The organism is uncultured Roseibium sp., assembly GCF_947499295.1.
GTDB lineage: Bacteria > Pseudomonadota > Alphaproteobacteria > Rhizobiales > Stappiaceae > Roseibium.
In genome coordinates, this window is the sequence record NZ_CANMNP010000010.1 from 182,379 (window position 1) to 203,711 (window position 21,333).

22 protein-coding genes are annotated in these 21,333 nt (G+C 53.8%); 7 read left to right on the forward strand and 15 right to left on the reverse strand.

The features are described 5' to 3' along the window. Nucleotides 1-97: 97 nt before the first annotated feature. From Q0835_RS16840 to Q0835_RS16855, 4 genes are all read left to right on the forward strand, one after another. Nucleotides 98-1,351 (forward strand): bifunctional 2-C-methyl-D-erythritol 4-phosphate cytidylyltransferase/2-C-methyl-D-erythritol 2,4-cyclodiphosphate synthase, encoded by a 1,254-nt coding sequence (locus Q0835_RS16840; RefSeq protein WP_298963145.1) that lies wholly within the window; start codon nt 98-100, stop codon nt 1,349-1,351. A gap of 26 nt (nt 1,352-1,377) precedes the next feature. Continuing rightward, on the forward strand, nt 1,378-1,887 hold the full coding sequence (locus Q0835_RS16845) for a CinA family protein (RefSeq protein ID WP_298963148.1): 510 nt from the start codon (nt 1,378-1,380) through the stop codon (nt 1,885-1,887). Between the two features lie 743 nt (nt 1,888-2,630). Then, complete coding sequence (locus tag Q0835_RS16850) at nt 2,631-3,107, forward strand: hypothetical protein (RefSeq protein WP_298821910.1); 477 nt, start codon at nt 2,631-2,633, stop codon at nt 3,105-3,107. A 101-nt stretch (nt 3,108-3,208) separates the two neighbouring features. Further along, nucleotides 3,209-3,643, forward strand: coding sequence for a hypothetical protein (locus Q0835_RS16855; RefSeq protein WP_298963151.1), 435 nt, complete (start codon nt 3,209-3,211; stop codon nt 3,641-3,643). Between the two features lie 6 nt (nt 3,644-3,649). On the opposite strand, the gene Q0835_RS16860 is transcribed toward Q0835_RS16855, so the two are convergent. The 11 genes from Q0835_RS16860 to Q0835_RS16910 all read right to left on the reverse strand — a co-directional run bounded on the left by Q0835_RS16860 (nt 3,650) and on the right by Q0835_RS16910 (nt 12,665). Continuing rightward, nucleotides 3,650-4,102 (reverse strand): type II toxin-antitoxin system RatA family toxin, encoded by a 453-nt coding sequence (locus Q0835_RS16860; RefSeq protein ID WP_298963154.1) that lies wholly within the window; start codon nt 4,100-4,102, stop codon nt 3,650-3,652. A gap of 30 nt (nt 4,103-4,132) precedes the next feature. Next, nucleotides 4,133-5,107 (reverse strand): lipoyl synthase, encoded by a 975-nt coding sequence (gene lipA, locus Q0835_RS16865; protein ID WP_298963157.1) that lies wholly within the window; start codon nt 5,105-5,107, stop codon nt 4,133-4,135. A 56-nt stretch (nt 5,108-5,163) separates the two neighbouring features. Next, nucleotides 5,164-5,586: a thioesterase family protein gene (locus Q0835_RS16870; protein WP_298821913.1), complete on the reverse strand. Its 423-nt coding sequence runs from the start codon at nt 5,584-5,586 to the stop codon at nt 5,164-5,166. A 201-nt stretch (nt 5,587-5,787) separates the two neighbouring features. Beyond that, nucleotides 5,788-6,027: a GlsB/YeaQ/YmgE family stress response membrane protein gene (locus Q0835_RS16875; RefSeq protein WP_298821914.1), complete on the reverse strand. Its 240-nt coding sequence runs from the start codon at nt 6,025-6,027 to the stop codon at nt 5,788-5,790. A gap of 22 nt (nt 6,028-6,049) precedes the next feature. After that, nucleotides 6,050-6,298, reverse strand: coding sequence for a GlsB/YeaQ/YmgE family stress response membrane protein (locus Q0835_RS16880; protein ID WP_298821915.1), 249 nt, complete (start codon nt 6,296-6,298; stop codon nt 6,050-6,052). Nucleotides 6,299-6,313: 15 nt separating this feature from the next. Next, the gene (locus tag Q0835_RS16885) at nt 6,314-6,781 is read right to left on the reverse strand and encodes a hypothetical protein (RefSeq protein ID WP_298963160.1); all 468 of its coding nucleotides are present in this window, start codon (nt 6,779-6,781) and stop codon (nt 6,314-6,316) included. A gap of 61 nt (nt 6,782-6,842) precedes the next feature. Continuing rightward, nucleotides 6,843-8,291: a dihydrolipoyl dehydrogenase gene (gene lpdA, locus Q0835_RS16890; protein WP_298821917.1), complete on the reverse strand. Its 1,449-nt coding sequence runs from the start codon at nt 8,289-8,291 to the stop codon at nt 6,843-6,845. Between the two features lie 72 nt (nt 8,292-8,363). Continuing rightward, nucleotides 8,364-9,686: a pyruvate dehydrogenase complex dihydrolipoamide acetyltransferase gene (locus Q0835_RS16895; RefSeq protein WP_298963162.1), complete on the reverse strand. Its 1,323-nt coding sequence runs from the start codon at nt 9,684-9,686 to the stop codon at nt 8,364-8,366. A 16-nt stretch (nt 9,687-9,702) separates the two neighbouring features. Continuing rightward, a complete protein-coding gene (locus Q0835_RS16900; protein ID WP_298963165.1) occupies nt 9,703-11,085 on the reverse strand; it encodes a pyruvate dehydrogenase complex E1 component subunit beta in 1,383 nt (460 codons plus the stop codon). 14 nt (nt 11,086-11,099) lie between these two features. Continuing rightward, a complete protein-coding gene (gene pdhA, locus Q0835_RS16905; protein ID WP_298821920.1) occupies nt 11,100-12,149 on the reverse strand; it encodes a pyruvate dehydrogenase (acetyl-transferring) E1 component subunit alpha in 1,050 nt (349 codons plus the stop codon). A 174-nt stretch (nt 12,150-12,323) separates the two neighbouring features. Continuing rightward, on the reverse strand, nt 12,324-12,665 hold the full coding sequence (locus Q0835_RS16910) for a septum formation initiator family protein (protein WP_298963168.1): 342 nt from the start codon (nt 12,663-12,665) through the stop codon (nt 12,324-12,326). Between the two features lie 124 nt (nt 12,666-12,789). On the opposite strand from Q0835_RS16910, the gene Q0835_RS16915 reads away from it, so the two are divergent. Beyond that, nucleotides 12,790-13,443 carry a protein-L-isoaspartate(D-aspartate) O-methyltransferase gene (locus Q0835_RS16915; RefSeq protein ID WP_298963171.1) on the forward strand — a complete coding sequence of 218 codons (654 nt, stop codon included), beginning with the start codon at nt 12,790-12,792 and terminating at the stop codon, nt 13,441-13,443. 4 nt (nt 13,444-13,447) lie between these two features. Here Q0835_RS16915 and mfd read toward each other — a convergent pair whose 3' ends face one another. Together mfd and Q0835_RS16925 are read right to left on the reverse strand one after the other, a co-directional pair. Beyond that, a complete protein-coding gene (gene mfd, locus Q0835_RS16920) occupies nt 13,448-16,933 on the reverse strand; it encodes a transcription-repair coupling factor (RefSeq protein WP_298963174.1) in 3,486 nt (1,161 codons plus the stop codon). Nucleotides 16,934-16,952: 19 nt separating this feature from the next. Next, nucleotides 16,953-17,279, reverse strand: coding sequence for a succinate dehydrogenase assembly factor 2 (locus Q0835_RS16925; RefSeq protein WP_298963177.1), 327 nt, complete (start codon nt 17,277-17,279; stop codon nt 16,953-16,955). A gap of 229 nt (nt 17,280-17,508) precedes the next feature. On the opposite strand from Q0835_RS16925, the gene recG reads away from it, so the two are divergent. Continuing rightward, the gene (gene recG, locus Q0835_RS16930) at nt 17,509-19,611 is read left to right on the forward strand and encodes an ATP-dependent DNA helicase RecG (RefSeq protein WP_298963181.1); all 2,103 of its coding nucleotides are present in this window, start codon (nt 17,509-17,511) and stop codon (nt 19,609-19,611) included. Here recG and Q0835_RS16935 read toward each other — a convergent pair whose 3' ends face one another. Then, nucleotides 19,612-20,349, reverse strand: coding sequence for a DUF502 domain-containing protein (locus tag Q0835_RS16935; protein WP_152501649.1), 738 nt, complete (start codon nt 20,347-20,349; stop codon nt 19,612-19,614). Nucleotides 20,350-20,491: 142 nt separating this feature from the next. Here Q0835_RS16935 and Q0835_RS16940 point away from each other — a divergent pair, with 142 nt between their 5' ends. Further along, nucleotides 20,492-20,887, forward strand: coding sequence for a YbaN family protein (locus tag Q0835_RS16940; protein ID WP_298821926.1), 396 nt, complete (start codon nt 20,492-20,494; stop codon nt 20,885-20,887). 6 nt (nt 20,888-20,893) lie between these two features. Here Q0835_RS16940 and Q0835_RS16945 read toward each other — a convergent pair whose 3' ends face one another. Further along, nucleotides 20,894-21,331, reverse strand: coding sequence for a GNAT family acetyltransferase (locus Q0835_RS16945; protein WP_298963184.1), 438 nt, complete (start codon nt 21,329-21,331; stop codon nt 20,894-20,896). Nucleotides 21,332-21,333 lie beyond the last annotated feature (2 nt).

Sequence of the window (21,333 nt, forward strand, 5' to 3'; positions counted from 1 at the left end):
ATGCAATGCAACAAGACATAATTTGCGGTCTGAACAGGTTCTTAGTTAAAGACGGCCTGTCAGTTTGAATTTTTTGGAAAGCCTGGAGAAAGCGATCATGGCAAAATCCGCGGCAGCCCTGATCGTTGCCGCTGGGCGTGGAACGCGCCTGGCAGACGCAACCGACGCCCGGCCGAAGCAGTATAAGCTCCTCGCGAACAGTCCTGTTCTGAGCCATACACTGAACGCTTTGGGAAATCATCCGCGGATCACACATATCGTGACCGTCATTCACCCAGACGATGCGGATCTCTATTCAGAGGCGATATCCGCGATCGAAAAGCCGATCAAACAAAAGCTTTGCAGGGCTGTTTTAGGTGGCGCGACAAGGCAAAAATCGGTTTTTGAGGGACTGAAGGCGCTTGAGGAGTTGTCGTGCGACTACGTCCTCATTCACGATGCCGCACGTCCCTTTGTCGACACGGGTATCGTTGACCGGTTGCTTCAAAAGCTTGACCAGGGTGTTGAGGGAGCACTGGCCGCAGTTCCAGTTGCCGACACGCTCAAGAAGGCAGGTCAATCTGACGGCAGTCTGGAAACCGTTGACAGAACTGGCCTGTGGGCGGCCCAGACCCCCCAGGGATTTCCGTTCAACAAGATCCTCGCAGCTCACAAACGGGCGCAAGTTGCGGGAGAAACAGCCTTCACGGACGACACAGGCCTTGCGGAGTGGAATGGCATGACCATTTCCCTTTCTGACGGCGATCCGGCCAATTTCAAGATCACAACCGGCGCCGACCTAGAGCGCGCTGAAAAACAGGCAACTTATTCAAAGATGACAGCTGAAACCCCAGCACTGATCCCACTTAGCAAATTGACAGACGTTCGGGTGGGCATCGGCTATGACGTTCATGCCTTTGAAGCCGGTGAAGCAGTCATTCTCGGAGGCGTATCGATACCTTATTCCAAGCGTCTGAAAGGACACTCGGATGCCGATGTTGCGCTTCATGCCATTACCGACGCAACACTTGGCGCTATTGGAGACGGAGACATCGGTCAGCATTTCCCGCCATCTGACCCTGAGTGGAAAGGAGCGTCTTCGGATCAGTTCCAGCAATACGCCGTCAGGAGACTTGCCGTCCTTGGGGGCCGCATAGCACATATCGACCTGACGATAGTTTGTGAGGAACCCAAAGTCGGACCCCACCGTGACAAAGTTCGTGCATCTGTTGCACGTATCTGCGAACTCCCGCTTGCACGCGTCTCTGTGAAGGCGACGACGTCAGAGAAACTGGGGTTTACTGGCCGAAAAGAAGGTATTGCAGCGCTTGCTAGTGTTACTGTGCGCCTCCCCTTCAATGACGACGAGTAAAAAGTTCAGCCCCGATGAAAACCCAAATGAGCAGCTCTGCACCACACAATCTGGACGATCTCATTCCACTGGCGACCGACGTGTTGGATGCCATGAAAGCCAAGGGCTTGATGCTCGCGACAGCGGAATCGTGTACCGGCGGCCTGATCAGCGGTGTTTTGACTGAAATTGCCGGGTCCTCGGCCGTCGTTGATCGTTCGTTTGTCACTTACTCCAATGAAGCCAAGGCCGAAATGCTTGGCGTTTCGCGGGATCTCATTCAAAAGGTCGGTGCCGTCAGCAAGGAGGTTGCGATGGCAATGGCGGAAGGCGCATTGAAAAACTCCAACGCGGATGTAACCGTCTCCGTAACAGGTATTGCCGGCCCCGACGGCGGCAGTGAAGACAAGCCTGTTGGGACAGTTCATGTTGCCGTCGCGGTGCGGGGAGGAACAACGCAGCATATGCATTGCTGGTTCGCGGACCGTGGCCGCCAGTCGATCAGACTTGAAACCGTGCAGACCGCCTTAACGTCTATTCTAAATGCGGTCGCCTGAGTAAATAGGTGTCAAGGCAGGTCCAAATCCAGGCTGGCTGAACGTACACTGGTTGTGGTCCAAGTCGTTGAACCCTCTTGAGCGATAATTCCGGTCACCGTGAAACGAACTTCAGTGTTAATCACCTCGTAGGTCATTCTCGCAAGAGCAACTCTTGCGGAGAGTACTACGCCGCATGCCGGCCCTTCCTGTTTTCACGTGACACTTTTGGGTTGTTCGGCTGTTGTCACGTTTTGTTTCTCAAAAGGCTGACGTCCTTGAGAAGGCTCCTATTATGATCGGACCTAGATCGTGCGGAGCCACTCAGTTGCCAGAGCAGAGGTTGAAACCGGTTGCGGCAACACTGTTCGTCTTGAATACAATTTCAGTTTTGGCAGGCGCAATATTTGCGATGAACCAGCGCATCAGGTGACACTCATACCTCTTGGGATCGCAGTATGTGTCGAAAATGATCTTGCCCGGCTTGTTCCTGGCAACAATCCTCAAAGCCGTCTGTCAACTATATCCACAGGCTACAAACCGAGGCGGCCTTCAAGCATATGAGCAAGTTCTAACCCGGGGTAACAGACCGAATTCCTGTATCCCTAGTCTAGAAAACACAGTCATTCACCAAAGATCATCTGACCTCTAAATTTTTAATCAACTTCAATTGTCGGTAGCAACTGGTTTTACAACCACTTCCCTTATGGTCACGCTCGGCAAGAACCAAGACGCAATCAAAATTGCGAAACGGGAAAGAGTAAATGACTGTCGCACATATGCTTCTTGCAGCTGGAATACTGGTTGCAAGCGGAGCAATTGCAAAAGCGGATGGCGAACTTCAATCTGTCGGAGACACCTATATCGTGTCACGCGACGACTATAGTGCGTTTCGTGGTTCTCACCGCATCTACAGCAGGATGTCGGACGGACTGGTTCAAGTCGAGTATTGCGGACGCAAGTACTGGGTTCGCTACGCGACGGTGGCCTGGACCGAACTAGAAGTGGAACAAAACTACATTGTCCGCGTTGAGTACAACTGGGGCAAAGGCTGGCGGCCGATCTGCGCGCATCCTGAAGAGCAAGTCACCCTGGAAGACCTGGGGATTTACGACGATCCCCGCGTGATTGTTCAAAACGACGGGTCAACTGTGAAATCGGTAAACAGGTTCGCGGCAATTAGAGAATCTTTCCGCCCAACCACGGTCGAGGATGCTGCGAATACGCTGCGAGGCAACTAGTGCGAAAAACGAGCTGCCAATGGTAAGGCTCGGGTAACAACAATACAGGTAGACTTAGACGTTGCAGGCAATAAGGGGGCCGAGCAAAAAGGATTAACCGTATGAAACGCGCCCTTGCGTTCCTGACGTTATCAACGATATCCGCTGTCTACATGGCGGGAGCTGCGTATGCGCAGGGTGATTTCTATATCCGTTCCGACCATTCGAACGGCGGGTTCAACGGATCCCACGAAATCCTCACACTACCCAAAAAAGGCTATCACGAAGCCCGCTATTGCGACCGTACCTTCTGGGTGTCGTCCGGGACAGTTGTCTGGACGGAAGAAGAAGTTGCGGCAGGCCGAAGCCTCATTGTTGAAGAAAACATCGGCGCAGAGCGCCGTGTGGTCTGCTCCGACTATTCTGCATTTGCGACTCTTGAAGATCTAGGTTTGAAAAAGCGGGAGATCGAACAGATCAGGCGCAGAAACGAACCACTCGACATGAAATCGACCCGTTTGCGGACAATCAGGGATGCGTTCAGCCAGTTCAAGTAGGCATTGTCAGGCACCGTAGACCTGGTCCGCCCGCGCTTCGAACGCGTTGGAAAACTTCCGGAACGCCTTGTCGAACATGACGCCCATGAGCGAACCGAGCGTGCGGCTACGGAATTCGTAGGAGATAAAGAACCCAACCTTGCTCTTGCCCTCACCTGTGTCCTCAAAGGTCCACGTGTTCTCCAGGTGCTTGAAAGGTCCATCCAGGTATTCAACCAGTATTGTCCGTTCTTCGGGGCGAAGTTCAACACGGCTGGTAAATGTCTCCTTGAACAATTTATAGGCGACAGTCATATCGGCAACCAGAACCGTGTTGCCATTTTCAAGTTCCTTGCGACCGCGCACATGCAGCCCCTGGCAGAGCGGCACGAATTGCGGGTATTTTTCCACATCTGCGACGAGGCGGAACATGTCGTCCGCCTTGTGATTGACCGTGTGATTGGAAGTAAAACTCGGCATTCGGCTCAACAGATCCAGTTCAGGTCCGGCTCAGTGACCGAGCTTTGCTTTTCGCGCAGCCCTGAGATCAGCGAAATCCTCGCCTGCATGGTGGGAAGATCGCGTCAATGGCGTTGCGGACACCTTCAGGAAACCTTTGGCATAGGCAATGCGCTCATAACCCTTGAATTCCTCCGGCGTGACAAACGAAATCACTGGGTGGTGCTTCTTTGACGGCTGCAGATATTGCCCGATCGTCAGGAAATCCACATCGGCAGCGCGCAGATCGTCCATTAACTGAAGAACTTCATTTCTCTCTTCGCCGAGCCCAACCATGATGCCTGACTTAGTGAACATCTCGGCATCGAGCTCTTTCACCTTTTGCAATAGACGAATGGAGTGGAAATAGCGCGCGCCCGGACGCACCGTCAGATACTTGGAGGGGACAGTCTCCAGATTGTGATTGAACACGTCGGGTTTTGCATCAACCACGATTTCCGCGGCACCGTCTTTTCTGAGAAAGTCCGGTGTCAGCACTTCGACCGTTGTTGTTGGTGAGGTTTTGCGGATTGCGTTGATAACGTCGGCAAAATGCCGAGCACCGCCATCCTCCAGATCATCGCGATCAACAGATGTGATAACCACATGCTCCAGCCCCATGGCAGCGACCGCATCTGCAACACCCTGAGGTTCCTTGGGGTCGATCGGGCCCGGCATTCCCGTGCGCACATTGCAGAAGGCGCATGCCCGCGTGCACGTGTCGCCAAGGATCATGAAACTTGCGTGTTTTTTGGACCAGCATTCACCTATGTTCGGACACCCGGCCTCCTCGCACACGGTCACCAGATTGTTGTCGCGCACAACATTCTGCGTCTCGCGATAAATCGGTGAAGTTGGTGCCTTGACGCGGATCCATTTGGGTTTCCGCTGGACCGGATTGTCGGGACGATGAGCCTTCTCCGGATGACGCGGACGCGCATCGGATTTTTCATTCGGGCGGTTTAGCGTGTCGACGATCGTAACCATGAGCCTTAAGTGTCGTTTTTCCCTTGAAAGGTCAATATGGAAAGCTGTTGAGCCAGCTATGTGTTTAGCGCAGGACTGGTCAGTTTCTCCAGCTTTTGCCGGGTTTCTTCTGTGAGCGGATGAGATTTACGTGTCGTTTCATTCATCTGAACGATTACCGTGACCGCCTTTGCCACAGGTTCACCATTCTGGAAAACCAACTGAAAAAGGCGGAAAGAGCTGCGCCCGATATCCTGGACAGACGTCCCGATTTCCACTTCACCCGGCCAATTCACTTCCGACAGAAAATCCAATTCAAGGCGTGCAATGACGAATGATGCATCTGCATCTGTCAGCTCTTGACCAAAAATGACTTCTACCCTTCCCGTTTCCAGGAATGTGGCAAAAACCGCATTGTTGACGTGACCCTGCCGATCGGTATCCGCGTAGCGAAGTTTGTCAATCGCACGAAGGGGGAAATCACTGATCGTTGGTCTCATCAATTCGGCATTCCTTGAGCATCTCCACATGCCTTCACTTAAATGGATTTCTGCACCGAGCCCAGAGCTGGCCCCGCTACGGCCTCAGCACACCAGCATCCAATCAGCCAGCTTCCCATGGCCAAGTAAAAACGATCCGTAGCTCGGCGATACTCAATCGACGCCGCGTTCGTCACGAAGCATCAGGCTACCTCAGACAATTCAGCTGCGTATTTTTCGCCAAAGAAACAGGAACAGGATAGAGCCGAGTACAGCTATGATCAGGCGATCGAGAATGCCTCCCGTCAAATTGAGATCTAGTATCGACGCAAGCTCGCCACCGATCAACGCGCCTATCAAACCGACAATGAGGCTTCCGAGAAATCCTCCCCGGCTATTGAGCACCCGGTGTGCGACAGCACCCGCGATCAGACCGATAATGATTGTGATGATCCATCCCATCGCGGGTCTCCTACTTCCCTTGCTACGAGATCAGGCGTGCAAGCAACACGACCACGACGGCACCGATCGCAGCAACAACGATCTCGTTGACGAAAGTGTTCCCCAGATTGAGATTGATGCCGGCTACCTTGAACAGAAACCCTCCGACAAATGCTCCAATCAATCCGGTAATCAGATAGCGGATCAGACCACCACCTCCAACCACGATGCTCGCCAGCCAACCAGCAAGAATACCGATAGCAACCCAGATCAAAATTGCCTTCATATCCATTTTTGCACACTCGCCTTAAGTTTGATTTCTGTCAGAACCGTGCTCGGCTCGATCGATAACAGCAGTGTAACCAAACGAACCATCATCACAACTTGCCGATATCACATCGACACACACCTGCCTGAAAAAGCTGCTTGGTTTGGAAAACTCCAAACCGAACACGAGCCCGTCATGAAGCACCAATTTGCCTGAAGTTTTCCGGTCTCCTGCTTGTAGTTTTACGCTGATAAACTGATCGCCAGTTGAATAGTTGCCGGTCAAGCGGGAAAGGCTATTTTCTGCGTAATAGCGGAAACAGGGAATGCGGCCATCGGACTGTCTTTCGACAAAAAAACGCTGACCAAGCTGCTTCGTCGCCAACGTTCTCTGGTCATCAGGCAGTACCGCCAGAGCAGCAATAACCGTTGTCTCTTCATGAGGTTTGAGAGACCAGCTTCCCTCCCGAAACAAAAACCTCAATCCGTCAGAAAGATAGGCAAGCATAACGGCCTCTTTGCCTGCATCTGGGTGGCTCCGGCCGCTTGTCCGGCCGGAGACTTCGCGGTCAGGCGTTGAGAACTTTGCCGTAAGCGTCGAGCACCGCTTCCTTCATCATTTCCGACAGTGTCGGATGTGGGAAAATCGTATGCATCAGCTCTTCTTCGGTCGTCTCAAGGTTCATCGCTACAATGAAACCCTGGATAAGCTCGGTCACTTCCGCCCCACACATATGTGCGCCCAGAAGCTCGCCCGTTTTCTTGTCGAAAATGACCTTGATCATGCCGTTGTCTTCGCCAAGAGCGATGGCCTTACCGTTCGCATTGAACATGTAACGACCGACGCGGATGTCGCGTCCCAGCTCCTTGGCCTTGGCCTCGGTCAGTCCAACGGAAGCGACCTGCGGGTTACAATAGGTACAACCCGGAATCTTGCGGTGATCCATCGGGTGAACTCCCGGAACCCCGGCAATCTTTTCAATGCAGATCACACCTTCATGTTCTGCTTTGTGGGCTAGCATCGGCGGACCGGCAACGTCGCCGATGGCGTAGACACCCGGAACACTGGTCCGGCCATATTCGTCAATGACAACACAGCCTCGATCGGTTTTCACGCCAAGTGCCTCAAGGCCGATATTCTCGATATTGCCTTGGACCCCAACTGCGGAAATAAGATGATCAGCTGTGATCTGGCTGACTTTTCCGTCTTTGGTTTCAACATGTGCGGTAACGGAGTTCGCTGCTTTGTCGACTTTCGTTACCTTGGCTTCGGTAATGATCTTCAGTCCACGTTTTTCCAGGGCTTTGCGCGCAAATTTAGAGATTTCCTCGTCCTCTACGGGCATCACGTTGGCCATCAGTTCGACAACCGTCACATCGACACCCATCGAAAGATAAAAAGAGGCAAACTCAATGCCAATCGCGCCAGATCCCATGACGACCAGCGATTTTGGCATCTTGGCCGGCTTCATGGCCTCGAAATAGGTCCAGATGAGTTTTCCATCCGGTTCGATGCCGGGCAGAGCACGCGGACGAGCGCCCGTGGCGACGATGATGTGCTTGGCATTATATGTGCCCTCACCTTTTACGCCCTTTGGCACGGGATTCTGCGGTTCAACAACCGGTTTGGTTGATTTTCCGACGACGATCTGCCCGGGTTTTGTAAGTTTTGCTTCACCCCAGATCACATCGATCTTGTTTTTCTTCATCAGAAAGCCGACACCGCCATTCAAACGAGCCGAAACACCGCGCGAACGGGCAACAACGTCCTTCACGTCTGCTTTCATTGAACCTTCAAGCGTCAAACCAAAGCTTTTGGCATGGTTGGCATGATCGAGAATTTCTGCAGAACGCAGCAGGGCCTTGGTCGGGATGCAACCCCAGTTTAGGCAGATGCCGCCAAGATGTTCCCGTTCGACGATTGCGGTCTTCAAACCCAATTGGGCGGACCGAATAGCAGTGACGTATCCACCTGGCCCGGAGCCGATGATGATGACGTCGTAGTTGGTATCAGCCATGGTGTTTTCCCCGGCAAATGAAACTTCATTTGAAAAACGGCGCGGCGTTGCCGCCGCGCCGGAGCTGAGGCCTTAAACCAGCATGCTCATTGGATTTTCGATGTAGCCCTTGAAGGCTGCCAGCAGCTCGGCACCGAGTGCACCGTCCACACAACGGTGGTCAGTGGACAGCGTCACGCTCATCACCGTGGCAACTGCAAGTTCACCATCCTTGACAACAGGGCGTTTTTCACCTGCCCCAACCGCAAGAATGGTGGCGTGCGGAGGGTTCACGACCGCAGAGAAGTTCTTGACGCCCATCATGCCCATGTTGGACACAGCCGTCGTCCCGCCCTGATATTCTTCAGGCTTCAACTTGCGTTCTTTTGCCCGCTTGCCAAGGTCCTTCATCTGATTGGAGATGACGGACAGCGACTTCTCTTCAGCGCTACGGATGATCGGGGTAATCAGACCACCGGGGATGGACACCGCGACCCCCACATCAGCATGCTTGTGCATGACCATGTTGTCGTCGGTCCAGGACACATTCGCATCCGGCACGTCACGAAGGGCCAGAGCAAGCGCTTTGATCGTCATATCGTTGACCGAAAGCTTGTAGGCCGGCTTGCCGTCCTTGTCTTTTGAAGCGGAGCCATTGAGCTGCGCACGCAATGCCAGCAGTGCATCCAATTCCACGTCGACAGACACATAGAAGTGCGGGATCGTCTGTTTGGATTCGGTAAGCCGTTTTGCGATCGTCTTGCGCATGCCATCATGCGGCACCAGCTCGTAGCTGTCGTCATCGAAGAGTTTCAGCACCTGATCGGCGGAAGGTCCGGTTGCCGGAGCTGCAGCAGCTGCTTTGGTCGCTTCTGCGGCAGGAGCAACCTTGCCGGTCCCAGCTTCAAGAGCTGCCTCAATGTCGCGCTTCACAACGCGGCCGTGAGGTCCGGTTCCCTTCAGGGCGTTAAGATCAAGCGAATTTAGTTTGGCAAGCCGCCTTGCGAGAGGTGAAGCAAAAAGGCGCGTTCCATCAGAAGCAACTGGAGCTGGTCCTGCAGGAGCTGCAGCGGGTGCCGCTGCGGCCGGAGCCGGGTCAGCCGCAGGTGCCGGTTCGCCAACAGCCGCAGCCGGAGCAGCAGCACCTGAGGTGTCGATAGAACTTGCGTCTTCTCCTTCTTCCAGCAAAACAGCGATCAACTCGTTGACCTTTACGCCTTTCGAGCCCTCGGCAACCAGGATTTTGCCGACCGTACCTTCATCAACGGCTTCCACTTCCATGGTTGCCTTGTCTGTTTCAATTTCCGCGATGACGTCGCCCGCGGATACCGTGTCGCCTTCCTTGACCAACCATTTGGCAAGGTTGCCCTCTTCCATCGTCGGAGAGAGGGCCGGCATGGTGATATTAATTGGCATGTCCGTCTCCCCCGCCTCAGGCTGTGTAGGTCACGGCTTTCACCGCTTCGATAACTTCAGAAACAGTCGGCAATGCGAGTTTTTCCAGGTTTGCGGCATAAGGCATCGGAACGTCCTTGCCGGTCACCCGAGTTATCGGCGCATCGAGATAGTCGAACGCCTGTTCCTGAACCTGATAAGCGATTTCCGATGATACGGAGCACATCGGGAATGCTTCCTCGATGGTCACCACGCGCCCTGTCTTGCGAACTGATGCAAGCACTGTGTCAATGTCCAGGGGACGGATCGTACGCAGGTTGATGACTTCAGCTGAAATTCCCATCCCGGCAAGTTCATCAGCAGCCTTGAGCGTATAGGTCATGCCGATACCCCAGGAAACAAGGGTCACATCGGTTCCGCCACGCTCCACCTTGGCCTTTCCAATCGGAAGCACGAAGTCGTCAACATCCGGGATTTCAAACGAATGACCATAGAGGATTTCGTTTTCCAGGAAAATGACCGGGTTGGGATCACGGATGGCAGCCTTCAAAAGGCCTTTCGCGTCTGCGGCCGAGTAAGGTTGGATAACCTTCAAACCAGGAACATGCGCATACCAGGAGGCATAGTCCTGAGAGTGCTGTGCACCAACACGCGCCGCAGCGCCATTAGGCCCGCGGAAAACAATCGGGGCACCCATTTGGCCGCCGGACATATACAGCGTCTTGGCCGCAGAGTTGATGATCTGGTCAATACCCTGCATGGCGAAATTGAACGTCATGAATTCAACAATGGGCTTCAGCCCTGCCATTGCCGCCCCAACGCCGAGGCCGGCAAAGCCGTGCTCAGTGATCGGAGTATCGATAACGCGCTTTTCTGAGAACTCATCCAGCAAGCCTTGAGTGATCTTGTAGGCCCCCTGGTATTCGGCCACCTCTTCACCCATGACAAAAACGTCCGGATCCCGGCGCATTTCCTCGGCCATGGCATCGCGCAATGCTTCGCGCACCGTCGATGATTTCATCGGTGTTCCGGCAGGAACTTCCGGATCCTCGGCGGCTTCTGCGACCGGCGCTTGCGGTGCGGCGGCAACTGCCGACGCACTCGGTGTTTCGGCGGCTGCAGGTGCCGCAGCAGGAGCGGGTGCCGCTGCAGCCGCATCGATCGCGCTGGCATCTTCACCTTCGCCAAGCAAAACGGCGATTTTCTCGTTGACCTTCACATTGTCGGTTCCCTCGGCAACAAGGATCTTGCCAAGTGTTCCTTCATCAACGGCTTCCACTTCCATGGTTGCCTTGTCTGTTTCAATTTCCGCGATGACGTCGCCCGCGGATACCGTGTCGCCTTCGGCTTTGAGCCACTTGGCGAGCTTACCCTCTTCCATTGTCGGCGAGAGCGCCGGCATCAAAATGTCGATCGGCATGTTTTCCCCCGGCGTTAAAGCAGAATGTCAGTGTAGAGTTCAGACACATCCGGCTCCGGATCAGTCTGAGCAAATTCAGCAGCTTCGGCGACCCGTGCGCGGACATCCTTGTCGATGCCCTTGAGGTCGTCCTCGCTCGCCCACTTGTTTTCCAGAAGGCGGGCACGAACCTGCTCAATCGGATCGTGTTCGGTCCGCATTTTCTGCACTTCGTCCTTAGAGCGGTATTTCGCCGGGTCGGACATGGAATGACCGCGATAGCGATAAGTGATCATTTCCAGGATAAACGGGCCCTTGCCTTCACGGCACCAAGTCAATGCCTTTTCAGAGGCTGCCTTGACTGCACGGACATCCATGCCGTCCACTTGTTCGCCCGGGATGCCGAAGGAGGCACCACGTTGGGAGAGGTCGGTCATTGCGGATGCGCGCGCAACGCTTGTACCCATGCCGTATTTGTTGTTTTCGATCACGTAAACAACGGGGAGCTTCCAAAGCTCGGCCATGTTGAAGCTTTCGTAGACCTGCCCCTGATTGGAGGCACCATCACCGAAGAAAGCCATCGCAACATTGCCGTTGTCCCGATATTTGTTGGCAAAGCCCAGGCCCGTTCCAAGCGACACCTGTGCGCCAACAATCCCGTGGCCTCCATAGAAATGCTTTTCCTTGGAGAACATGTGCATTGAACCGCCCTTGCCTTTCGACAAGCCGCCGCGGCGTCCGGTAAGTTCCGCCATCACGCCCTTGGGGTCGAGGTCCATGGCCAGCATGTGCCCGTGATCACGGTAGCCGGTGATCATCTGATCGCCGTCTCTCTTGGCCATCTGCATACCGACGACGACAGCTTCCTGCCCGATGTACAAATGGCAAAACCCGCCGATGAAACCCATGCCGTACAGCTGTCCGGCTTTTTCTTCGAATCGGCGAATGAGTAGCATTTCGCGGTAGGCGTGGAGTTCTTCGTCCTTGTCGAACTCGGCGATCGCAGGCTTCGCCTTTTTGGCGGAGCTGCGGGTCCGGCTTGTGCTCTTTGAGCTAGCGGAAGTGGTTTTTCTTGCTGCGGCCATAACCCTCTTCTCGGCGTGACGTTTCCCCTAAGACAGGTAGGAGCAACTTATCCGCTCCCTTCTGTCAATCCAATCCATCGTTTTCTGATTCTTGAATTGATTTAAATAATTGCTTTGGAAGAGAAAAATAACACTTAACTGAAATTTGATTAATCTTGAACAATAAACCAAATTTTAGTTCACATCGTATCGATGCCCAGGACGAAGCACAACCAACTCGGTTTCGTGAACCAGATTAAGATTGAGACGCGCACGCTCATCAAGCATATCGGGATCAAGGCTCTCAGGCCGAAGCAGGCTGACCCTTGCCACAAGCTCTTGACGCTCTGCGGACAAGTCGGCCAACTCTGCCTCAAGTTCTGAAACTTGCCGCTCGATCATGGCTCTGCCAACCAGCCCGAGCTCGCCGCTCATGGCATGAAAGCCAAAATAGCCAAGCGCTGCGATTGCGATCGCTGGCGTTATCAGGCGACGAAGAAAGGATTGCTTACGCTGACGGGTAGCTGCTCGGGGCACTCTTTGGACCTTAACGCTTCAACTCTGGTCTCTTTGTCTGAGTACTATGAGGCGTTAGGTTTAATAGAATCTTGAGACGCGACAAAAATGCTCGTCTTCGTTGTGAAAGACTGGAGCCACACATATGGCCCCCTTTGCTGCAGAACGTGACGAAATGGTTCTGGTCCAGCTGGAGAGGCGTGGGGTCAAAGACCCCAGAGTGCTCGATGCAATGCGGTCTGTACCCAGACACCTTTTTGTACCTATTGAGCAACGCCACGTCGCTTACAGGGACGGACCTTTGTCAATCGGACACTGCCAAACCATTTCTCAACCCTACATCGTCGCGCTGATGGCAGAATTATTGCAGTTGAAAGAGGATGGTATTTGCCTGGATGTCGGAACTGGGTCCGGTTATGCGGCAGCCGTATTGGCCAAGCTCTGTGCCCATGTCTCCAGTGTCGAGCGTCTTCCCGAGCTCGTGGGTACTGCGAGAAACAACCTCATCGCGGCTGGATCCAGAAATATTGACATTGTCTGCGGAGACGGCAGCCTCGGATATCCCGAGGGAGCCCCTTACGATGCAATTGCGGTCGCTGCCGGAGCCCCCTTTGTTCCTGAACCGCTCAAGGAGCAACTGAAGCCTGGTGGTCGCCTCGTGGTTCCTGTCGGTCCATCCCGAAGGCTTCAGGAGCTGATCGTCGTCCACCGCATTTCTGATGGAGCTTATGAAACGGAAAACCTGGGTGGCGTCGCGTTTGTTCCCTTTGTCGGCGCTCATGCCTGGCCAGAAAACTAACGGTTCACGCAGCAGCCAGGCGCGCAAGTTTGGTTAAGACAGTCGCTGTTCCCTTCAGACGGGTATCCGTGTTTTCCCATTCCCGTGTGAGCACAATTTTCTGATCGGGACGGATTTTGGCCAGGACACCCTGTTCAGCAATGTAAGACACGAGACCTGGTGGATTTGCGAACTCGGAATTGCGGAAACTGACAACTATGCCCTTTGGTCCCGCATCGACTTTCTCGACATTGGCCTTACGGCAAAGCCCTTTGATGAAAACAATCTTGAGAAGGTGTTGAACTTCGTCCGGCAACGGTCCGAACCGGTCGATCATTTCAGCACCAAACGCATCGATTTCTTCCGCTTCGGTTACATCGCCAAGTCGGCGATAGAGCTGCAGACGGAGCTGAAGGTCGGCGACATAATCTTCGGGAATAAGAACGGGTGTACCGATGTTGATCTGAGGAGACCATTGTTCGTCACCAAAATCAGCGCCGCCGTCTTTCAATTGCGCCACGGCTTCTTCCAGCATCTGCTGGTAAAGTTCAAATCCGACCTCCTTGACGTGACCCGATTGCTCTTCTCCCAACAGATTCCCTGCCCCGCGAATGTCCAGATCGTGGCTGGCCAACTGGAAACCGGCTCCAAGCGTCTCCAGAGATTGAAGCACCTTGAGCCGCCGCTCAGCCGTCGCAGTCAACGTCTTGTTTGCAGGCACAGTGAAAAGCGCATAGGCACGCGTTTTGGATCTGCCGACGCGGCCGCGCAGCTGGTAAAGCTGTGAAAGTCCGAACATGTCGGCTCTGTGCACGATCAGCGTATTCGCTGTTGGAATATCGAGGCCAGATTCCACAATCGTTGTCGACAGAAGCACATTGTACTTGCCCTCATAGAAGGCATTCATGACGTCTTCCAGTTCGCCGGACGGCATTTGACCGTGAGCGACCGCAACCTTCAGTTCAGGAACTTGCTCTTCCATAAAGGCCATGCGCTCTGCAAGGTCGGACAAACGCGGACAGACATAAAAGCTCTGCCCGCCCCGATAGTGCTCACGCAATAAGGCTTCGCGAACCACCAGAGGGTCATAGGGGGAAACAAATGTTCTCACCGCCAATCGGTCAACAGGCGGTGTTGCGATGAGGGAAAGTTCCCGAACACCTGTCAATGCAAGCTGCAAAGTTCTCGGAATCGGCGTCGCAGAAAGCGTGAGAACGTGGACATCCGATTTCAATTCTTTTAGCCGCTCCTTGTGCTTCACACCGAAATGCTGCTCTTCATCGATGACGAGCAACCCGAGGTCACGGAATTGAACGGATTTACCGAGCAACGCATGCGTTCCGACGACAATATCTATCGAACCGTCTGCAAGCCCCTTTTTTGTTTGTGTCAGCTGACGGGTTGGTACGAGTCGCGACGCGTGAGCGACATTGATCGGCAAACCATGGAAGCGATCCGTGAAGGTCTTGAAGTGTTGGCGTGCCAACAACGTGGTTGGCACCACAACTGCAACCTGGCGCCCTGACATGGCTGCAATAAAGGCTGCCCGCAGAGCAACCTCTGTTTTTCCAAATCCAACGTCGCCGCAAACAAGCCGGTCCATCGGTCGGCCAGAAGAAAGGTCCTCAAACACGGAGTCGATTGCCGTCAACTGGTCGTCGGTTTCCTCGTAGGGAAAGCGCGTTGCAAATTCGTCGTAGACGCCTTCCGGCGTTTCGACGACTGGTGCTGTTTTCAAAGCGCGCTGTGCCGCCGTCTTGATCAATCCATCGGCAATTTCGAGGATGCGTTTCTTGAGTTTTGCCTTACGGGCCTGCCAGGCTCCTCCACCCAGCTTGTCCAGTTGTGCATCCTGGTCCTCCGAGCCGTATCGAGACAACAGCTCGATGTTTTCAACCGGCAAATAAAGTTTGTCTCCACCCGCATATTTCAGTTCGAGACAATCGTGTGGAGCGCCAACGGCTTCAATGGTTTTCAGACCGATGAAGCGACCTATGCCATGCTCGACGTGAACGACAAGGTCACCTTCAGAAAGGCCGGTTGCTTCTGTAATGACATTGGCACCCTTGGCTTTTCGGCGTGATTTACGCACCAGACGGTCGCCAAGAATGTCCTGTTCGCCGATAAAGGCGATGTTCTGAAGCTCGAAGCCATGCTCAATACCAAGAACGCAGAGCGCTGAAGTCTTCGCTTGCAGAGATTGTGTCTGTTCGAAAGAATCGACTTCCTGAACGGAACCAAGTCCATGGTCAGCCAGGATCTGTCCGAGGCGGTCACGAGAGCCATCCGACCAGCAGGCAATAACCGTGCGCTTTCCAGAGGCCTGCAACTCCCGCACATGAGCTGTGAGTGCATCGAAGATGTTTACATCTCCGGCGGCCCGCTCTGCGGCAAAGCTGCGACCTTGCCTGCCGCCAAGCGCAATGACCGTTTTGCCGCTTCCCGGTGGCGGCGTAAATGCATCCAGCGCGGCGCTCGCCCTGTCGGCGATGGCAGTGGTCCAGTCTTGTTCTGAAATATAGAGGCGGTTTGGTTCGATAGGCATATAGGGTACGGTTCCTGCACCCGCCCCCATCTCACGCGCTTCCTGACGGGCTCTATAGTGTTCGCTGATCTGTTCGGCCCGTTCACGCACCGCATCGGCAGTGTTGGTGTCAAGTACAATGGGAGCATCCCCGACATAGTAGAAAATCGTTTCAAGACTGTCGTGGAACAGCGGCAACCAATGTTCCATACCGGCATAACGCCTGCCGTCACTGATCGACTGGTAAAGAACATCTTCGCGACTGGCTGCGCCAAAGCTTGCCAAATACGATTTCCTGAACCGTGAAATCGCCTCGTCCGACAAGACAACCTCGCTCATTGGCACAAGGTCTAGGCGCTTTAGCTGTTTGGACGTGCGTTGTGTTTCAGCATTGAAGGATCGAATGGATTCAAGCGTATCTCCAAAGAAATCAAGGCGAACCGGCTCTTCTGAACCCGGCGCAAACAAGTCTACAATTCCGCCTCGGACTGCGTATTCACCTGTTTCCCGCACTGTTGGCGTACGCGAAAACCCATTCATCTCCAGCCAATTGGAAATCGCGGACATGTCGACCTGATTTCCTGGTGCCATTGAAAAGGTTTGTTCGGCCATGAACGAACGCTCCGGCACACGCTGGAGAGCAGCATTGAGCGTCGTGAGCAGGATCGTTTTCTGCCTGGTCTGAATACCGTGTGCGAGCTGACCCAATGCGAGCAAACGCCTGGCACTGATGGCTGTATTTGGTGAGACGCGATCGTAAGGCAGGCAATCCCATGCGGGCAACTGAACGATATTTGCTGAAGGGTCAAAGAAGGCCAACGCCTCACTGACCATTGCCATGCGTGTTGCGTCACGCGCGACAAAGACAAGCGAAAGTCCTTCGGTTTCACACTCGGAAAGGAGCTTTGCAAGCGCATAGCTTTCAGCGCCGTCGGGTACACCGGCCAACGTGACATTGGCCCGGTCTTTCAGAAGGCTGTCAAACACAGCATTTGTCCTTAGAAGTCTATTTCGAAAAGCCGGCCGGACCGGCTTTTTCGTGATAAGCGATTATTCGGCGATAAAGTGGCCCATCCCACTCCTGAGGCAGAGGTTTGCGACCAGTCATCCAGGCGTAGAGGTCTTGATCATGTGCAGTAAGCAAATGTTCCAGTTCCAGCATTTCTTTTTCGTTGAGACCGTCTATCTCAGCGTCCGCAAAGCCTCCGAGTAGCAGATCCATCTCTTTCATACCGCGGTGCCAACAGCGAAATAGAACCTTCTTGCGGCGGGCATCTCTGACTACACCTTTCGCAGGGCTCTGAGATCCGGGAGTACTGGAAGCATCTGTCATGGCTGGCCTTCAAGATAATGATCCGTGCTGCGGACCGTGTTGCATCGCAGATCTGCTGGATTGCATCGGGCTGAAGAAATTGGTCGCGGATATATAACGTTGGTGGGGCGACTTGTCAGCGCCTGAGTTCTCAGAATGTTCTATTTGTTGCGAAACAGTCGCCCTTCATGCCAGAACAGTCGTCAGGTCGCGAAAAGACCGACTGCAAACGAGGTATTTGACCAATAAAATGCGCCCTCCGGTTCTCGACCCACTATTTGCACCAGTTTCCACATTGCCTGGCATCGGACCGAAAATCGCAAAGCTTTTGTCCGGATTGGTCGGATCACAGCCGGATCGCGATGCGACCGTTGCAGACCTCCTGTTTCACATACCTCACAGCTTGATAGACAGACGCCACAGGCCCGGAATCGCCTATTCCGAAAATGGAGATATCGTTACGCTGGACGTCACTATCGGCAGGCATGCAGCACCGCCCCGTCATTCCAAGGCGCCATACAAGATCACAGCATTCGACGCGACAGGGCAAATCAGCTTCGTCTTCTTTCATCCCCGAAGAGACTGGTTGGAAAAGAACTATCCCGAAGGCGAAAGACGGATCGTATCCGGAAAAGTCGAGTGGTTTCAGGACAAGCCACAGATGGTCCACCCCGACTATTCTCTGGCACCTGACGAAGCCGAACAAATGCCTCCCATTGAGCCAGTCTATCCCTTAACAGCCGGGGTCGCCGCGAAAACGCTTCAAAAAGCAATGAAGGCCGCAACAGACAAGGTCCCGCACCTGCCAGAATGGCTTGACCAAGCCTATTTGCAAAAAACCGGCTGGCCGGACTTTAATGATGCGCTCAGGGCTCTTCACGCACCTGAAGAGCGGCAGGATCTGGACCCGCAGTCAGCTTATGTGCAAAGGCTTGCCTATGACGAGCTTCTGGCCAGCCAGCTCGCGCTCGCTATGGTTCGCAAGCACATGCGTACGCTCGGCGGCGTCTCGCGAATGCCAAAAGGAAGATTGCAGGCCGCCGTCATTGGTTCTTTGCCTTTCCGACTAACCGACAGCCAGGAACAGGCTATCAAGGAAATCAACGCCGACCTTTCAGAACCCATAAGAATGCTTCGTCTCCTTCAAGGTGATGTCGGTGCCGGCAAGACTGTAGTGGCCTTGGCAGCTTTGGCTCAGGTTATCGAAACGGGTGCGCAAGGTGCTCTCATGGCGCCAACTGAAATCCTAGCACGGCAGCATCTCAGTTCAATGGCCCCATTGTGTGAGAAATCCGGGATCCGACTTGCACTGATGACCGGCAAGGACAGTCAGAAAGAAAGACGTCTGAGACAGGAACAACTGGACCGGGGAGAAATCGATCTTGTTGTCGGCACCCATGCCCTTTTCCAGGGTAACGTTACCTTCAAAGACCTTGGAATGGTCGTGGTTGATGAACAGCACCGCTTTGGAGTTCATCAGCGACTAGCCCTGTCAGCCAAGGGCCAAGGCGTAGATGTACTCGTCATGACCGCGACCCCCATTCCGAGAACTCTCGTGCTCACCGGCTTCGGTGACATGGATGTCTCAAGGTTGACGGACAAACCAGCAGGCCGAAAACCGGTCAAAACCGTGTCTGTCTCTCTGGATCGCCTTGATGAAATCATTGGCCGCGTCGGCGCTGCTGTGTCTGAAGGCCAAAAAGTCTATTGGGTCTGTCCGCTTGTTGAAGAATCCGAGAAAATCGACCTGGCTGCCGTAGAAGACAGGCACCGTGTTCTAGAGGATTTTCTGAATCAACGCGTGTCGCTCGTCCACGGCCGCATGACAGCGGATGAGAAAGACGCTGCAATGACGGATTTCAAATCCGGTGCAACCAAAATACTCGTGGCAACCACTGTCATAGAGGTTGGGGTCGATGTCCCCGATGCCACGATTATCGTCATTGAACATGCCGAGCGTTTCGGGCTTGCTCAATTGCACCAGCTCAGAGGTCGCGTCGGCCGCGGAGACAAAGCCTCCTCATGTGTACTTCTCTATAAAGGTCCGCTCGGTGAAACCGCAGGTGCACGGCTCAACATCATGCGGGAAACCAACGATGGTTTCCTAATCGCTGAAGAAGACCTGAAGCTACGCGGTGGTGGAGAAATCCTCGGCACAAGGCAATCCGGAACGCCTGGCTTCCGGATCGCCAGAGCTGACGAGCATGCAGATTTGATGGAAGTTGCTCGAGACGACGCGAGACTAATTCTTGAAATGGATCCCGAGCTTGAGACCACGCGTGGCCAAGCCCTGCGTGCCCTGCTCTACCTTTTTGGAAGGGACGCGGCAATCCGGCTTTTGAGAGCCGGCTAGTCAGGCATCCTCCCGTTCCCGGATCTGCTTCAACTTTTCAGGGTCTGCAATGACGTCTTCCAGAATTTCAGGATAGTCGGGGCTGACAAGACCGGCTGATATCACCAGTTTGGCGGCCTCCTCGACACTCATGGACAGCTCGACAATGTCTTCCTTTGGAACGAAAAGCAGAAAACCGGACGTCGGATTGGGCGTTGTCGGCAAGAAGACTGACATTGTGTCGGCCTTGCCTTTCAACCGCCTTTCAACTTCACCCTTGGTTTCCGTGGAAATAAACGCGATCGCCCATAGTCCCTTACGTGGATATTCGATCAAGGCCGCCTTGGTAAAACTATTTCCACGCTCATCAAGTACTGTCTCAAAAATTTGCTTTAACCCGCTGTAAATATTGCGAACCAACGGCATTCGGCCCAGCAGACTTTCACCAACTGAGATCAAACTGCGCCCGAGAAAATTGGCAGCCAGAAAGCCAACAATAGTCAAGACGAAAATCGCAACAATGAGGCCAAACCCGGGAACAGGAAACGGCAGATATGTTTCAGGATTGTAGATCCTGGGCACAAACGGCTTTACCCAGCCGTCGACCCATTTGATGAAGGTCCAGGTCAACCATAGCGTGATACCAATCGGTCCTGTAATAACCAGGCCTGTCAGGAAGTAGTTTCGCAGGCGAGTTGCCGCACCTGGTCTATGACCTATCTTGTGCGGATCATCTGAATTATCTTTGTGCCTGGTCATGAATAAAACCGACTGACTTTCCTTTTGTGCTCGCCATTCCGTGTGACGTCACTTAGATAAGCATCATTATCGCAAGGCGGTATGCTTCGCTTGATTTATTTTTCGGCGATATACGCCAAAATTGCCGAATTCGGAGGCAGCGTTGCGGCGAGCCACGTTCAAACTTTTGGGAACCGGTTGTGTTGGCCTCGGAATTGTCGGTGCATTTCTGCCGCTCCTGCCAAGCACGATCTTCTTTATTCTTGCGGCTGCCTGTTTTGCACGGTCCTCTCCCGCGCTTGAAACCAGGATCTTAAGACATCCGGTTTTCGGCCCGCCGGTGGTTGCCTGGCGGGAACATGGCGCTATAGGCCGTAAATCCAAGGCGATTGCCGTTGCAGGCATGAGTTTTGGCTATGGCATGTTTTTCTACACCGCCCAGCCATCGGCCTGGCTGGCAATCCTGGTCGGCCTCTTCATGATCGGTTGCGCGGCCTATGTGCTAAGCCGACCTTCGGGTCCAAAACCACAGCAGGTTGAAGAGCAGTCAGAAGCATGAATGAAATCAATTGTCTGGAATGAGCCGCTTTCCGAGCGGAACTGCCTTATCTTCTATATATCCAAGTTTCTCATAAAACTTCAGGACATGCTCGTTTCCCTGGCGCACGAACAGATTGATTTTCGGGCATCCAAGTGCTTCCAAAAACGCTTCGCAATGTTCCATCAGCAATTTGCCGAGACCAGAGGATTGATGACCCGGTTCCACGCTTAGGTAGTAGATTGAGCCTCGATGACCATCGTAACTGGCCATCACGGAACCGATGACCTGATCACCCAAAAGCATCACGAAAAATGCGCCGTTCCGGTCAGACAGCTTCCGGTCGATATCTTTGTCGGGATCATTCCAGGCCCTCGTCAGCCCGCACTTCTCCCAAAGGCTGATGACCTCTTGCCGAAAACGCTCCTCGAAATGGGTTATTTTTGGTTCTTGAGATGAAGACATTG